Source organism: Aquiflexum balticum DSM 16537, from assembly GCF_900176595.1.
Lineage (GTDB): Bacteria > Bacteroidota > Bacteroidia > Cytophagales > Cyclobacteriaceae > Aquiflexum > Aquiflexum balticum.
In genome coordinates, this window is the sequence record NZ_LT838813.1 from 5,577,725 (window position 1) to 5,593,619 (window position 15,895).

At 38.3% G+C, this 15,895-nt stretch carries 14 protein-coding genes and 1 pseudogene; 9 read left to right on the forward strand and 6 right to left on the reverse strand.

Annotation, left to right across the window (positions count from 1 at the left end; genetic code table 11):
• Nucleotides 1-44: 44 nt before the first annotated feature.
• Nucleotides 45-1,556, forward strand: a complete 1,512-nt coding sequence (locus B9A52_RS23695; RefSeq protein WP_084119653.1) for an IS1634 family transposase — start codon at nt 45-47, stop codon at nt 1,554-1,556.
• A 40-nt stretch (nt 1,557-1,596) separates the two neighbouring features.
• Nucleotides 1,597-2,271 (forward strand): annotated as a pseudogene (locus B9A52_RS23700) (endonuclease/exonuclease/phosphatase family protein); the annotation flags it as partial.
• Between the two features lie 72 nt (nt 2,272-2,343).
• Here B9A52_RS23700 and B9A52_RS23705 read toward each other — a convergent pair.
• From B9A52_RS23705 to B9A52_RS23720, 4 genes are read right to left on the reverse strand one after another with little or no spacing between them, the layout of a single operon-like run.
• Nucleotides 2,344-3,318: an MlaD family protein gene (locus tag B9A52_RS23705; RefSeq protein ID WP_084123051.1), complete on the reverse strand. Its 975-nt coding sequence runs from the start codon at nt 3,316-3,318 to the stop codon at nt 2,344-2,346.
• Entirely contained in the window at nt 3,318-4,076 is a 759-nt protein-coding gene (locus B9A52_RS23710; RefSeq protein WP_084123052.1) for an ABC transporter ATP-binding protein, read from the reverse strand. The genes B9A52_RS23705 and B9A52_RS23710 overlap by 1 nt, the downstream gene beginning before the upstream one ends.
• On the reverse strand, nt 4,069-4,866 hold the full coding sequence (locus B9A52_RS23715) for an MlaE family ABC transporter permease (RefSeq protein WP_084123053.1): 798 nt from the start codon (nt 4,864-4,866) through the stop codon (nt 4,069-4,071). Before B9A52_RS23715 ends, B9A52_RS23710 begins: the two co-directional genes overlap by 8 nt.
• A 40-nt stretch (nt 4,867-4,906) precedes the next feature.
• Nucleotides 4,907-5,281 (reverse strand): response regulator, encoded by a 375-nt coding sequence (locus tag B9A52_RS23720; RefSeq protein ID WP_084123054.1) that lies wholly within the window; start codon nt 5,279-5,281, stop codon nt 4,907-4,909.
• Between the two features lie 420 nt (nt 5,282-5,701).
• Between B9A52_RS23720 and B9A52_RS23725 the strand changes: the two genes are divergently transcribed.
• The 4 genes from B9A52_RS23725 to B9A52_RS23740 are packed head-to-tail and all read left to right on the forward strand — an operon-like array spanning nt 5,702 to nt 9,806.
• Entirely contained in the window at nt 5,702-7,078 is a 1,377-nt protein-coding gene (locus tag B9A52_RS23725; RefSeq protein WP_084123669.1) for a TIGR00341 family protein, read from the forward strand.
• Nucleotides 7,079-7,082: 4 nt separating this feature from the next.
• Nucleotides 7,083-7,538: a YciI family protein gene (locus B9A52_RS23730; protein WP_084123055.1), complete on the forward strand. Its 456-nt coding sequence runs from the start codon at nt 7,083-7,085 to the stop codon at nt 7,536-7,538.
• 50 nt (nt 7,539-7,588) lie between these two features.
• A complete protein-coding gene (locus B9A52_RS23735; RefSeq protein WP_084123056.1) occupies nt 7,589-8,932 on the forward strand; it encodes a sugar porter family MFS transporter in 1,344 nt (447 codons plus the stop codon).
• Nucleotides 8,925-9,806 carry a carbohydrate kinase family protein gene (locus tag B9A52_RS23740; protein ID WP_084123057.1) on the forward strand — a complete coding sequence of 294 codons (882 nt, stop codon included), beginning with the start codon at nt 8,925-8,927 and terminating at the stop codon, nt 9,804-9,806. The genes B9A52_RS23735 and B9A52_RS23740 overlap by 8 nt, the downstream gene beginning before the upstream one ends.
• 169 nt (nt 9,807-9,975) lie before the next feature.
• Here B9A52_RS23740 and B9A52_RS23745 read toward each other — a convergent pair whose 3' ends face one another.
• A complete protein-coding gene (locus B9A52_RS23745) occupies nt 9,976-11,895 on the reverse strand; it encodes a M14 family metallopeptidase (RefSeq protein ID WP_084123058.1) in 1,920 nt (639 codons plus the stop codon).
• A gap of 113 nt (nt 11,896-12,008) precedes the next feature.
• Nucleotides 12,009-12,512 carry a hypothetical protein gene (locus tag B9A52_RS23750; protein ID WP_157370281.1) on the reverse strand — a complete coding sequence of 168 codons (504 nt, stop codon included), beginning with the start codon at nt 12,510-12,512 and terminating at the stop codon, nt 12,009-12,011.
• A 378-nt stretch (nt 12,513-12,890) separates the two neighbouring features.
• Here B9A52_RS23750 and B9A52_RS23755 point away from each other — a divergent pair, with 378 nt between their 5' ends.
• From B9A52_RS23755 to sufC, 3 genes are all read left to right on the forward strand, one after another.
• Complete coding sequence (locus B9A52_RS23755; RefSeq protein WP_084123060.1) at nt 12,891-13,367, forward strand: Lrp/AsnC ligand binding domain-containing protein; 477 nt, start codon at nt 12,891-12,893, stop codon at nt 13,365-13,367.
• Between the two features lie 278 nt (nt 13,368-13,645).
• A complete protein-coding gene (gene sufB, locus B9A52_RS23760) occupies nt 13,646-15,091 on the forward strand; it encodes a Fe-S cluster assembly protein SufB (RefSeq protein ID WP_084123061.1) in 1,446 nt (481 codons plus the stop codon).
• A 39-nt stretch (nt 15,092-15,130) separates the two neighbouring features.
• Nucleotides 15,131-15,892 carry a Fe-S cluster assembly ATPase SufC gene (gene sufC / locus B9A52_RS23765; protein ID WP_084123062.1) on the forward strand — a complete coding sequence of 254 codons (762 nt, stop codon included), beginning with the start codon at nt 15,131-15,133 and terminating at the stop codon, nt 15,890-15,892.
• The last annotated feature ends 3 nt before the right edge of the window (nt 15,893-15,895 follow it).

Consider the following 15,895-nt stretch of genomic DNA (forward strand, 5'->3'; position numbering starts at 1 on the left):
TTTTCGATTTGGGTGTCCCGGAGGTTTTTTGAGTACTTTTAGACATGTTTGTCCGCAAGAAGCCCAATAAAAGTGGCAAGATCAGTGTTCAGGTAATTGATAAGATAAAGGGAAGGTATAAGGTTGCCAAAACCATAGGTAGCAGCTCCGACAATGCAGAAGTGGAAGAGCTTGTTTCTTTGGGAGAAGAATGGATCAGGAACTATAAAGGCATTCTTGATATCCCCTTTAACAATGAAGAGCAGGTTGCAGAATCTGTCCTAGAAAGTGTTGAAAACATTACTGTTTCAGGTACAGAACTCCTCTTGGACAACGTATTCAATGATATCGGATTCAATGTAATCCAAGATGATATTTTTAAATGGCTTGTCTATTCCAGAATATGTTTTCCCGCCAGTAAACTGAAGACCTGTGATTACCTTCAGACCTATCATGGCCTTGAGTTTCAGGTTCAGGACCTGTACAGGTATATGGACAAGCTTTACAACAACTACAAAGAGATAATACAGCTGATCAGTTTTGGGCACACCAAGAAAATTCTGGGAGGCAGTATCAATATTGTTTTTTACGATTGCACCACACTTTATTTTGAAGTAGATCAGGAGGATGATCTGCGGAAGACCGGCTTTTCCAAGGAAGGGAAGCATCAGAATCCCCAGATAGTTTTGGGTTTGCTGGTGGGCCTTGAAGGCTATCCCCTGGCATACGAGATTTTTGAGGGCAATAAGTTTGAAGGGCATACCATGATTCCGGTAATAGAGACATTTAGAAAAAAGTACAGTCTGCCCGCCCCGATAGTTGTGGCTGATTCAGGTTTGCTTTCCAAAAGCAATATCAAAGAATTACTCGATAACGGATATGAATTCATTCTTGGGGCACGGCTTAAGTCTTCAGGCAACAATCAAAAAGAAAAAGTATTGGCACTCCGGCTGGAAAACGGAGAGAGTGTTTCGATGGACTGGGAAGAGAGTCTTAGAATGGTTGTGAGCTACTCGGAAAGGCGGGCCGGAAAGGATAGAATCAACAGGGAAAAGGGACTCAAGAAGCTCGAAAAACAGCTAAAGAAAGGAAAACTCAACAAAACCCATATCAACAACAGAGGCTATAACAAATACCTTAAAATGGAAGGTGAGATAAAGATTGCCCTGGATATGGACAAGTTTGAACAGGATGGACAATGGGACGGTCTTAAGGGTTACATCACTAATACAAAGCTTGATAAAGAACAGGTAATCGAGAATTACAACAACCTATGGAAAATAGAAAAGGCCTTCAGAATAACCAAAAATGAAATTAAGGTAAGGCCGGTTTACCATTATAAACAAAGGAGAATAGAAGCCCATATCAGCATAGCATTCGTAGCTTACAAGGTCTACAAAGAGTTGGAAAGACAATTAAATGAAAAAGGAATCAAGCTTTCTCCACAGAAAGCAATCGAAATAGCAAAAGGTATTTATACAGTCGAAATCCAACTCAAATCAACCGGGAAAAAGCTAAGGAAGACCCTGTTTTTGAACGAAAGTCAGAAAAAACTGGCAAAAATGTTCGGTTTTTGATTTTGGGTGTCCCAGTGTCGAAGTCAGGAAAAAGGGAAATCCTGATATTGTATTGTTGGTTGAAACTGATCAGGATTGGACTTATTCAATGAATGAATTAAAAAACAGCTATACTGACTTTGTTGAAATACCACAGGATAATACTTATGGTATGTTATTCTACTCCAAACTTCGAATTATAAAACATAAAGTGAACCACCTTATTGATCCGGAAATTCCATCCATTGAAGCTTTGATAGAATTGGAAAGCGGGGATAAGGTGAAGATCTTTGCCATTCATCCAACACCCCCTGTGCCAAATGAAAATCCAAAAAGCACAGAAAGGGATGCGGAAATATTGATGGTAGGAAAAAAAGTAAAAGGTTACGACAGGCCAACTTTGGTTATAGGTGATCTCAATGATGTTGGCTGGTCCTACACCAGTGAATTGTTCTTGAAAATCAGCGGTTTATTGGACCCTAGGAGAGGAAGGGGTATGTTCAGTACTTTTCATGCAAAGTACTTTTTTCTCAGGTGGCCCCTGGACCATATATTTGTCAGCAAACATTTTACGCTTGACAACCTTAAAGTACATCAAAGTATAGGCTCAGATCATTTTCCGATAAGTGCCAAGTTTTCCCTGAAGCCGGATAATAACAATGAAAATCTTGAAGCCGACAAGAGTGATCACAAAACAGCCGAGAGAAAAGTAGAAAACGGCAAATCAGAAGATTGATGATGTGACTTTCAATAAAAAAACCTTTGATGATACATCAAAGGTTTTTTTATTATGGGATAAATTTACCATTTATTGGTCTTTGGCATCCGCTTTAGCTTTTCTCTTGAAACCCTTTCTAAATGGCCAGGTATATTCCAAAGCCTCTAATCCCCTATTCAGATTATAAGTCGCACTATCCGTATTAGCCATCACGCTTTTGAGGTCCTTAGCAAATTGCTCATCTGTCAACAAAACACCTGCAGCACTTTCTTCAGAATTCAGTTTTTCTGTGAAGGAATTTAGATTCTCTGTAATTTTCTTGGCATTTTCTGAGGATTCCTGAAAATTGACCACTGCTGATTTTAAATTATTATACGATTCTTTGTCATTTGTCAAATCATAAATCAAAGTTCCTTCTTTGTAAAGGTTTGCAGTGATTTTCCCAATATCATTCACGACTATACTGCTTCTCGTAGCAGTCCGGTCAAGTGCTTCCAAAATATTCTTAAAATTCTGTTCCAAAAGACTATCAGTCATAACTGCACCTACAATACCTTGCCCTTCGGCAATTTTTGTGGTCAATACTTTGAGGTTTTCAGTTATGGTGACGAGATTCTTGTTATTCTCCTGAAGAGTGGCCATCATATTGTCGGTATCCAAAGGCATAACTGCAATAAGCCTGTCACCGTCTTCAATGCGTGGAGCCTGAGTGGTACCTCCGTAGATTACAATAATCTTATTACCAATCAATCCATCTGAACTGATTGTAGCCCTCGAATCCTTTCGGATATAATCCTGGACTTTGTTTTCCACATTCATTTCAATCTCTACTTGAAAATCACCATAGAAGTTGATTTTTCTTACGGTACCGATTTTCACTCCTGAAAACCAAACATTGTTTCCTGTCTGCAGGCCTGCAACATCATCAAAAACTGCTTTGAGTCTGATGCTTTTTACAAATTTTTTCTGTTGACCGCCCATAGTGAGTACACCCGCTATGAAGATGATTATTCCGATAAGGACAAAAATGCCCACGATTACGGATTTTTTATTATCATTTCTCATTATCTGATAAAATTATAGTCATAAAATGATTTCACTTGTTTATCGGTAGCTTCCTCGAAAACTTTCTCAAAAGTCCCGACTGAATTAAATTGCCCCTCAATCAAAACAGCCATTCGATCCCCTGTTTGCTTCGCGCAGGTCAAATCATGGGTAATAACAATGGAAGAAGTCTTGAACCTTTCCCGTACCTCATTGATCAGATTATTGATTTCTATACAGGTGACCGGATCGAGTCCTGCTGTAGGCTCATCATATAGCATGATTTCAGGATTCAGGATCAATGTTCTGGCAATCCCTATTCTTTTCTTTTGTCCGCCTGATAGTTCAGAAGGCATTTGATTAACAGTTTTGGGCAATGCAACAGCATCGAGCAATTCCTCTACTCTCCTGTCGATTTCCTTTCTGGTAAGGTTTTTAACGTTTCTCACCAAAGGGAATTCAAGATTTTCCCTGACTGTCATACTATCATAAAGCGCTGAAGCTTGAAAAGAAAAACCTATTCTCAATCTCAATTTGTTCAATTCCTTCAACTTCAACCTGACAGTATCAATTCCAAATATTTTTATGGTTCCTTCATCTTGCTTTAGCAGACCGACCATCAACTTGATAAGGACGGACTTTCCACTTCCTGATTTACCCAAGACAACCAGATTTTCTCCTTTATAAAGATCCAAATCGACACCCCTGAGGACATGATTGTCACCAAAAGACTTCACAAGGTCTCTTATCTCAACGACAATTTCCTGTTCATTATGCATAACGAATGGCATTTACAATTTGCATAATCAAAAGCTCTTCAATAAATATCAAAAACATGGACATCACCACCGCAGCATTAGCTGCCTGGCCAACACCTTCTGTTCCTCTTGAAGAATTGTATCCCTTATAACAACCTACAATACCAATGGTAAAGCCAAAAATCAAGGACTTGATGACTGATGAGAAAATATCCAAAAAGGAAATTGCTTCAAACACTTGTACAAAGAATGTCGACATACTCACCAACTCATTGACATTGACACTTAGAAAAGATCCTATCAAGGCAACAAAATCAGTGTACATCACCAATACAGGTATCATAAATGTAGCTGCAAGGGTCCTGGTTATCACCAAATATTTGAAAGGATTGATCGCTGAAACCTCCATTGCATCAATCTGCTCGGTCACATTCATGGAACCTAACTCCGCACCAATACTTGAGCCTACTTTTCCAGAGGCAATCAAGGCTGTCACCAAAGGGCCTAAAGCCCTCACCACAGCGATGGATATAAGAGATGGCAACCAAGATGATGCCCCAAATTCTGCTAAAGAAGGACGGGACTGATTAGTGAATACAATACCTATAATAAACCCTGTCAGTGAAATCAAGGGGAGGGAACGGTATCCAATCTCATAACATTGCCTTAAAATCTCTTTGAATTCATAAGGTGGAAACCAAACTTCCTTAAAAAACCTGCTGACAAATCTAAATGCATCAGACATTCCGGTAAAAAAATTATCCAGTTTTTTGGAAAGAACAGGTTTATTGAATTCTATATTTTCCGCCATAAGAACTATATATTCGAATTACTAAATAAAATTATTATTATTAATCGGCAAGTCCTAAAATCTCTGTGAGCACTTCTGTATTGAGTGGTTTTACTAAAAATCCAGAAACCTGACTGTATTTTTTGCTGATAATCACATCCATGGGATCCATGGACGAAGTCAGCATTTTCACCTCAATGTCTTTTCCGATATTTTGTAGTTCAACAAGAAAATCCCAGCCTTGCATTTCAGGCATATTGACATCCAAAATAAGCAAATCTGCTTCATTTGATTTGAGCCATTCAAATGCACTATAAGGATTTTCAAAGAAAAACAGTTCAATGTCCGGTTTGATGCGCAAAAGATTTTTGCGGTTGATCATATGCTGAATTTTGTCATCGTCTACAAAAACCAATTTGTTGATCAATTTTGCCATGTGTCAAAAATAATAAAGCTCCCTAATACGATTTGCTAAAACCGACTTCTTCAATTATCATGCAGAAATAGATTTCAAGCCAATCACCAATGTTGTTTACAAATATAACAACATATCCAAATTGAAGTAGCTTTTTTTGTGAGATAAGCTTTTTAGTCTTATCTAAATTATTTAGGTACGCCATTTTTAGACAAGCCTAAATGAAATTCAATTTATTATAAATCAGTTGGTTAAATAAACCTATCTCAATTGATTTTTAGATTTCAAAAGAGTCATTGGTATAACAGGCAGAAACTCGTGTAGGGGTTTACTTTCTATCATGTTTTAAGCCAAAAGATATTTTTTTCAAAATCCGGCATTCTTGAATTCATCAGATGGATGAATTTATCTAGATTGCTGATTAATTCAATTACAGTCCAAATGGAAGGAAACAACAAACCTATCGGTCTAAGGAATAAAATATTAAAGCTGTTGATTTTTTTTAAAGACCGCTTTGACCTACATGAAGGCAAAGAGGATGAACTTGAAACTATTGACTATATTAAAAAGAATGTGGAATTCAAGGGGGCCAATCTTTGGATTCTGATCTTCGCCATCTTTGTGGCATCGGTAGGACTGAACGTAAATTCCACCGCTGTTATCATTGGTGCCATGTTGATATCTCCCTTGATGGGTCCGATCATGGGAATCGGAATGGCCGCGGGAATCAATGATTTTGAACTCCTGAAAAAGTCCATGCAAAATCTTGGAATTGCTATTTTGATCAGTATTATCACCAGTACTATTTACTTCTCCTTCACCCCGCTTAATGATGCCCAATCGGAATTGCTGGCGAGAACCGAACCTACCATTTGGGATGTATTGATTGCATTGTTCGGGGGTCTGGCCGGTATCGTGGCGGGATCAAGGAAAGAGAAAAGCAATGCTATCCCCGGAGTGGCGATTGCAACAGCACTGATGCCTCCTTTGTGTACTGCCGGATATGGTTTGGCCACCGGAAATGTTTATTATTTTTTCGGTGCTTTCTATCTCTTTTTTATCAATTCGGTATTCATCAGTCTTTCGACTTACCTGATTGTCCGCTTTATGAAATTTCCAAAAAAGGAATTTCTTGACAGAAAAAGAGAAAAGACTGTGCGTACCTACATCACTATTTTCACCCTTCTTACGATTATTCCAAGTGTTTACCTGGCTTATATCATTGTAAAGAGGACATTTTGGGAAAAAAGTGCCAACCAGTTTATTTCCGCTGAATTTGATCTTCCCCGAACCCAAATTATCAGCAGCAATTTGATTTATCATGCTGACAGCAGCGTCATAGAAGTAAGCCTGATAGGCGAAAGAATCAATGATGCCGAAATAGTCCAACTGAATAAAAGACTGAGTGCATTAAATCTGAGCAACACGCATTTGATTCTCAAACAAAGCGGTGATTCAGGTACGGATATGAACCTGTTACGTTCAGATATCCTAAAAGATCTGTATGAACGCAACGAAGCCCTAATTAAGGACAAAGACCAAAAAATCAATTTACTTGAAAGAGAACTATCAGAATATAGTAGAAGCAGTAGTCAGGTTACCGATCTTGCCAATGAAGCTATAATCCATTATCCTAATCTTGAAAATTTCACCCTTAACCGGGCCATAGTAGCCAACCTTAAAGAGAATAGACAGGATACCCTAACCCTCGCTATTGCCAAATTCAGGAATATACCGACCAATCAAGAAAAACAAAGGTTTGGAGACTGGCTAAAAGTAAGGACCAAATCCGATTCCGTTTCACTCATTATCCAATAACCAAATGAAAATTTTCCTCATCATTTTCGCAATCATATTCCTATTCCCTTTCCTATTGATAGCTCAGGATACCCAATTTGATCAATCACTTGCTGAAAAGCTCAAAGCTGATGACTATGGGATGCGGAAGTTTGTAATTGCTTTTCTTTTTGCCGGTGACCGTGTATCCGAATATAGTACCGAGGAGCGGGCAGAGATCCAAAAAGGACATATGGCAAATATCACTAAACTGGCAGAAATGGAAAAACTGATTTTGGCCGGACCTTTTTTTGGGAATGATGCCATGCGCGGAATATTTGTCTTTGACGTAGATTCAAAGGAAGAAGCGGAAAAACTGACCAATACAGACCCTGCTGTAATTGCAGGGGTACTCAGGATGGAATTGAAAGAATGGTATGGCTCTGCTGCTTTGATGATGATCCCTGAAATCCATAAGAAAATACAGAAAACGGATTTTTAAATCCCATTCTTATAGCTATTTTTAAGATTCAACCCATTAAACCTATTTTCATGCAGAGTAAAAATTATGTCCTATTCCTTTCTATAACCGCTGCATTGGGTGGTTTTTTGTTTGGGTTTGATACTGCTGTCATTTCCGGTGCCGAAAGGGATATCCAAAATCTTTGGGGCTTGGACGACTGGAGTCATGGTCTTGCAGTGGCGATGGCTCTATATGGAACAGTAATCGGCGCACTTTTCGGAGGAATTCCCGCGGATAAATTCGGTAGAAAAAACTCCCTACTTTGGATAGGTCTCCTTTATTTGATATCCGCTATAGGTTCTGCTTTGGCAGGTGATGTGAATTCTTTCATGATATTCAGATTCATCGGGGGGTTGGGTGTCGGTGCTTCCTCAGTAGTGGCACCTATGTATATTTCAGAAATAGCCCCTGCAAAACGTAGGGGGCAATTAGTCGCCCTTTACCAATTCAACATTGTATTCGGTATTCTAATGGCCTATTTTTCAAATTATTTGATCGGCACAGCAAATTTGAATGAAGCCTGGAGATGGATGCTTGGGGTAGAAGCCATACCTGCATTGCTATACAGTATTCTTATTGTGAAAGTCCCAAAAAGTCCTAGATGGCTGATTGCCAAAAAACAGGATTTTGATTTGGCAAGAGAAATATTGACCAAAACCGATCCGGAAGGAGTGGATGAAGCAATGGTACTGGCAATTGCCGAAAGCAAAGAAATAAAAGGTAAAGTATTTGCAACAACACTTTTCAATCCAAAATTCAGGAAGATTTCTTTCTTTGCTTTTCTGATGGCCTTCTTCAACCAAATGTCAGGAATCAATGCCATCATTTACTTTGCCCCAAGGATTTTTGAATCCGCAGGTATAGCTACAGAAGATGCCCTGCTGTCTACTATAGGTATTGGTGTCATCAACTTGGTGGCGACAATGCTTGGACTTTATTTGATAGATAGAATAGGGAGGAAAAAACTGATGTATATCGGGTCTGTTGGTTACATCATTTCGCTTTCCTTGATGGCATACAGTTATTTTGGAGGTGCCGTCAGCAGTGACCTCCTACCCTACTTTGTTTTTGTATTTATTGCTTCGCACGCCATAGGACAAGGTTCTGTGATTTGGGTGTTTATTGCTGAAATTTTTCCTAATGAACTTAGGGCGTTTGGGCAATCATTGGGATCTTTCACACACTGGATTCTTGCCGCATTGATAGCCAATTTATTCCCTTTCTTCGCAAACACATTTGGTGCGGGAAGTATTTTTGCATTCTTTGCCCTGATGATGGTATTGCAATTGATTTGGGTAGCATTCAGGATGCCGGAAACGAAAGGTAAATCATTGGAAGAAATACAAAAAGAGTTACAAAAAAGTCATGCTTAAAAAAGTAATCTGTTTCGGCGAAACATTATGGGATTGTTTTCCGGACAAAGAAATCCCTGGAGGTGCACCAATGAATGTCGCACTTCACTTAAAGCAACTGGGATTAAACTCCCAGATGATTTCAAGAGTGGGTTTGGACGAACATGGAAAAAAACTGATGGAATTCATTGAAGGATATGGATTGTCTGCCAGATTGATCCAGGACGATGCCGAACATCAGACAGGAATTGTTACCGTTCATAATGAAGATCCTGAAAACATCAGATATACCATCGTCTCACCTGTTGCTTGGGATTTCATAGCCTTAGATGAAGAAAATAAAGCTGCTGTCAGGAATTCGGATGCTTTTATTTTCGGGAGCTTGGCAGTCAGGAATAATGTCAGTTGGCAGACTTTGTATCAACTGCTCCATCTACCTACCCTCAAAATTTTTGATATTAATCTCAGAGCTCCATTTTTTGATTTCGAGAAAATTGAAATCATACTCGGATTTACAGATATTCTAAAGATCAATGAAGATGAACTTGAAATTGTGGCTGATTATTTTGGAATAAAACCGGAAGTAGAAAAGGTTTGCCTCCTACTCACCACCCATTTCCCGGTAAAAATGGTCTGCATAACATTGGGGTCAAAGGGGGCAATGATATATCAAAATGGAAAAACTATCACTCATCCCGGATACAAGGTAAAGGTTGAAGACACAGTGGGTTCGGGTGATGCTTTTTTGGGTGGGTTTGTCCAATCTTATCTTGAAGGTAAATCTCCCGTTGAAATTCTGGAATTTGCCTGTGCTTTAGGTGCTTTTGTGGCAACCCAAAAAGGAGGCACTCCAAAATACAAACAAGAGGATGTATTGAAAATTATTGCCACATAAAATCTTCAATACGCCTTCCCATTATTTATTTGAATTCAATGATACCCATTTATGAAACAACCCGAATAGCATTTAGCCCTTCGGGTTGTAGAGTACAATCGCAAATTCCCGGTTCTTCAGAATTCCGTACAATTCAAATTGTTTTATTTCACGGAAATCCGACAAACGGTCAATCCAATATTATTTCTCTTTCCAAATATCCGCCCCGTGTAGACAATATTTTCAGCTTTGCCTTAACGGGTTCCTTTTGGGAGACTTTAACTCTGAATTCCGCCTGCTTTGTTTCTCCGGGTTCTGTATAACCCGCAAAGATTGTTTTATTATATAGTTCCGGCGTAGTTATCTGAACAAGTGCATTTTCATGACCTTTTGTCAATTCCTTGTCAAATTCAAGCATCAATCTATCTTCCTGAACAATTTTAACTCTTTTAGCCTGATCAAGAGCAACAGGTAGTTTACCTGAATTGGTCCAAGTTACTTTTACAATATGTTCATTCCCTGATTTGGTAACCTTAACATCCTTGATCTCAATCTGAGGAAGGTCCAAAGCCATGGCAAGATTAAATAAAGATTGCTTTTTAATCCATCCTTCCAACTGCCAAGGAGGCCCATTTTGCGAAAAGAACTTGGGATGAAATCCACCAATTTCGACCTCCCCTAATTGAGGATGATCGAACTTCTCCCATATTTTAAATCCTTTGGATTGATTTTCCTCATCATCCCACCTCAAACCATCATAATCGTCACGGACACCATCCCCGTCGTAGTCTTTCATGGCCCCGTTGTTCCATAATTCATCACCGTACCAAACTGCACCATAATAGAAGTACCCAAAATCAGGTCCATGGCCGAAAAGCGGATTGGGCTTCAAAGGATCTCCGGTCAATCTGTCCACTTTTCCTCTGGTACTGTACGTTTCGTAAACATCGCCTGCCCAAGGGTATCCTGTGATGGTCATTCCCAAACTGTCATAATATTCATAAATCAACCTGTCCTTCAAAAACATGGACTCTTCGCTGGATGAAGTGGAAGGTGGCCGAAGGTGCATCGGAACTCTGGTATCCAAAGAATTGACAACAGAAATGTTGGGGTGTGAAAGCAGCCAAAGAACCGTAGACCTAGTTTCTATTTCACTTAATGGATACTCCCCTGCACCAAATTGGGTGTAACCACGACCTGTAGCATCACCTCCAATGTCAGGTCGCCAGTTTTCGGGATAGTTGCGATGCAGGTCAAGCCCACCGATTCCATCCTCATTATATTTACCGTCACCATCATTGTCTATCCCTTCAGAATACATTAAATAATCCCCTTTTCCATCCAACACACGCTTCATCAATCTACCTTTTGGATCCTTGGGGTCTATGATATAATTGGCATTTTCTTTTTCTTCCGCTGTCTCCGCTTTTTTTCGCATCATATGAATTATCCTGTCTCTATTGAGATCTTCTCCTGGATCTTCATCGAACAAACCATCCCTGTCAACATCATGCGGACGGATAGTACTCCGATTACTCTGCTCAGAAAACAAATACATAGTAGTCCCATCAGGATTGTTCTGAGGTCGTACATAAACAGTTTTGGAATCAATCAAATGGGTGATTTGTGGATCTTTACCATAATTTTCGAGCAGATGTTGAGTTAACCAAAACACAGCTTCACTTGCAGTGACTTCACCCCCATGTCTTCCACCTTCAAAATATGCTGCCGGTTTGTTGGTATGTTTACCTGTCTTTTTATTCGTTATGGTCATTTGTAGAATGGGTCTCCCTTCAAATGATCGCGCCACTTCATAAAGTTCTGTGATATCAGGATATTTTTCGGCCCACAACCTATACCAATGATACATGACATCCGGAGTGTGATAGATATCAAAAGTTAAATTTTCTCCGGGTTGATATTGGACTTCAGGAAACTCATGCTTAATAAAAAAGGATTGTCCGTGGCGTTCACCAGAAATGGTATAAAATTTTGAATCTTTTTCCTGCTCAGGCCATTTTTTTTGGGGAACCAGGGAAGTTTCTTGGGCAATGGAAACTCCGCTGAACAAAATGGACAGCATCGTTAATTGCAGCATGTATTTTTTCATATATGGTTTTTGTAGCTAAAATAAGATCTGGCTTTTCCAGTTCCTAACCACTCAAAAAAAATTCCCCAATGAAAAAATCATCAGGGAATTTAAACTAATCAAACAACCTTATCTTATAATCCGAATGTTAATTCAAAGTCCATAGGACCATAATTGTCAAACCCTGGAACCGGAACAGCATTTGGCATTTTCCTCAGGACGTATCCAACTCTTTCAATCAGACCTTTGTCTGCTTCCTCATTCATTACTTTATATCCTATCATTTTTCCCTGGTCATTGATACTTACAATAACCCTTAAAGTATCAACTTCAGAACTCTTTTTAGTCCTAAAAATAAAAGCAGTACTCTTATCAAGTAATTCCATTGCTGATTCAGTCCACGTCCATGGGGCATAATAAAAATAATTGACGCTTTCGGAAGATTCCAATAATTGACTATCCAATTCATTGCTCTCTCCTATTGGAATCAAAGAAACATTTTCTTTCAAAACTTCCTCTTTGTTTATGGGATTTTTCTTGGATAAACCCCTATTTGAATCTGAAGTGGATGCCAAAAGCTGCTGGCTTGAAATAGTGACTGCGAAAAAGAAGATCAAGACTCTAAATGTATTTTTCATGGCTTTCTGTATTTGACTTGCACAAATATACAGATAAAATATTTTTAAATGCAAATTTTTGCTGTTCAAATATTTTAATGGGCACAAAAAAGTCTTGCCATTAGCAAGACCCTTTTCAGAATATAAACCCAAATATAACTTTAGAGATTAAAAGTTTCTAAGATTTAATCATTGAAAATAATATAAAATAGGTTTTTTCGATTGTTTATTTGATTAAATCATAAAAAAACCAAATTTTATATAATAACGAATGAAGAGCACCAAAGTAACTGTATTTTAGCCATTTTTACAAATTGAAAAATTTATTTTGGTATTTTTTAAGTATTTCATAATTTAACCGCTGGTTGATTAACATAGATTCAAATAAACCCGAAAAAAATGGATAAAATTTTAGATATTGACAATGTCGATCTCAAAATCATATCGTTATTAAACGATGATGCTAAGACGCCTTACACCGAAATAGCAAAAAAAGTATACGTATCCTCCGGAACAGTTCACGTCCGAATGAGAAAATTAGAGGATATGGGCATTGTAAAAAGTGCAACCTTAAATATTGATTTTTCCAAACTGGGATATGACATCTCTGCGTTTTTAGGAATCTATTTGGAAAAAAGCTCCTTATATGACACAGTTATAGATAGACTCAAAGAAATCTCAGAAGTGATCAATGCTTATTACACAACGGGCAATTATAGTATTTTCGCAAAAATCATCTGTAAAGACACCAACCACCTCAGGACAGTCCTGGATAAAATACAAAAAGTAGAAGGTATCGACAGGACGGAAACCTTGATTGTCTTGGAAGAAAGCATCAATAGACCAATACAGTTTTTCGATAAAAAAGTTGAGTAAAGTCATCTAATCACTGGTAAATTTACTCAAATTGCGTTATTTAGATTAAATCTAATTTAAATTATTTTTTGATTATTCGTATAAAAAATATAATTATTAAAGTGAACCTGGCTTTTTATAAACTGGCTTCACTTTTTTTTATATTGTTGATTCAGAAGTATATAAGGCTATAAAACTTCATTTTTTTAGGATTTTTCAGATCACTGTGAACATTATAATTTGGTTTAATGTTGTATCTTCGCGTCACAAACTATAATTAGTCTAAATAACTCAACCACATGAGCAAAGACAATCAGATTTTAGAAGAGTTTACCTCAAAAGAATATGAACATGGCTGGTCAGTTAATCTTGAAGCAGATGAAGCGCCTACCGGACTGACAGAAGATACTATAAGGTGGATTTCTGCAAAAAAGGAAGAACCTGAGTGGTTATTGGAATGGAGATTGAATGCCTTCAAAAACTGGCTTACTATGATTGAGCCTGAATGGGCAAACGTTCGCTATCCGAAAATTAATCTTCAATCTCTAAAGTTTTATTCAGCTCCAAAGCAAAAAAACAAGCCAAAGAATCTGAATGAAATAGATCCTGAATTGCTTCAAATCTATGAAAGACTGGGCATTTCTTTGAACGAACAAAAGAGATTACAGGGGATAGCTGTGGATGCGGTATTGGATTCTGTTTCTGTCGGTACCACTTTTAAAGAAACCCTTTCAAAATTGGGGATCATTTTCTGTTCTTTCAGCGAAGCTGTAAAAGAACACCCTGAACTGATTAAAAAATATTTGGGATCTGTGGTCCCTATCAATGACAATTACTACGCAGCTTTGAACTCTGCTGTTTTCTCTGACGGATCTTTTTGTTACATCCCAAAAGGTGTAAGATGTCCGATGGAACTTTCAACTTACTTCAGGATAAATGCAGCAAACACCGGTCAGTTTGAAAGAACCTTGATTATTGCGGAAGAGGGTTCTTACGTCTCTTATTTGGAGGGATGTACTGCCCCACAGAGAGATGAAAATCAACTCCATGCCGCAGTGGTTGAAATCTATGCTGAAAAAAATTCGGAAGTTAAATATTCTACAGTTCAAAACTGGTTTCCGGGAGATAAAGAAGGTAAAGGCGGGATTTATAATTTTGTGACCAAAAGGGGAATCTGTGCCGGAGACCATTCCAAGATATCATGGACCCAAGTGGAAACCGGTTCTGCAGTGACTTGGAAATATCCCTCATGTATTTTAAAAGGAGACTATTCTGTAGGAGAGTTTTATTCAGTAGCTGTGACCAATAATTACCAGCAAGCAGATACAGGAACCAAAATGATCCATATCGGAAAAAACACAAGATCTCGAATTGTATCCAAAGGTATCTCGGCAGGCCATTCACAAAATTCGTACAGGGGACAGGTTCAAGTGATGAAAAGAGCTAGCAATGCCCGAAATTTTTCACAATGCGACTCCTTATTAATGGGAGGAAATTGTGGCGCGCATACATTCCCTTACATTGATATTCAAAACTCAAGTGCTCAGGTGGAACATGAGGCTACTACCTCAAAAATCGGTGAAGACCAACTATTCTATTGTAACCAAAGAGGGATTTCTACTGAAGACGCAGTTGCTTTGATTGTCAATGGATATGCCAAAGAAGTCCTAAATCAGTTACCGATGGAATTTGCAGTTGAAGCACAGAAGCTGCTTGCATTGACACTTGAAGGGTCCGTGGGTTAAAAATTGTAAGGTTTGAAAATTTTAAATTGAAAGATTGAAATGTTAAGTATTAAGAATTTACATGCTTCCATTGAAGGAACGCCAATATTAAGAGGTATCAACTTAGAGATAAAAGCAGGAGAAGTTCATGCTATCATGGGGCCTAATGGCTCAGGTAAATCAACATTGGCTTCAGTACTTGCCGGTAGAGAAGAATATGAGGTAACAGAGGGCGAGGTTATTTTCAAAGGTAAAAATCTATTGGAATTGGCTCCCGAGGATCGGGCTAGAGAAGGCGTTTTTCTTGCTTTTCAGTATCCTGTGGAAATCCCTGGTGTGAGTACCACCAACTTTTTGAGAACTGCCGTCAATCAGGTCAGAGAATATAGAGGTCTAGATCCTTTGGATGCTGTAAAGTTCCTTTCCATTATGAAGGAAAAAATGAAGTTGGTTGAAATAGATCAGAAACTATTGAGCCGTTCTTTAAATGAAGGATTCTCAGGAGGAGAGAAAAAAAGAAATGAGATTTTTCAAATGGCAATGTTGGAACCAACGCTGTCTATTTTGGATGAGACAGATTCCGGATTGGATATAGATGCCTTGAAAATTGTATCCAATGGCGTCAATAAACTAAAATCCGCTGATAATGCCACAATAGTGGTAACCCACTACCAAAGGCTATTGGATTACATTGTGCCTGATTTTGTTCATGTCTTGTTCAATGGTAGAATAGTAAAATCCGGTTCAAAAAATCTTGCTCTTGAATTGGAAGAAAAAGGATATGATTGGATCAAGGAAGAAGTTAGTGCAGCTTCTGTTTAATCT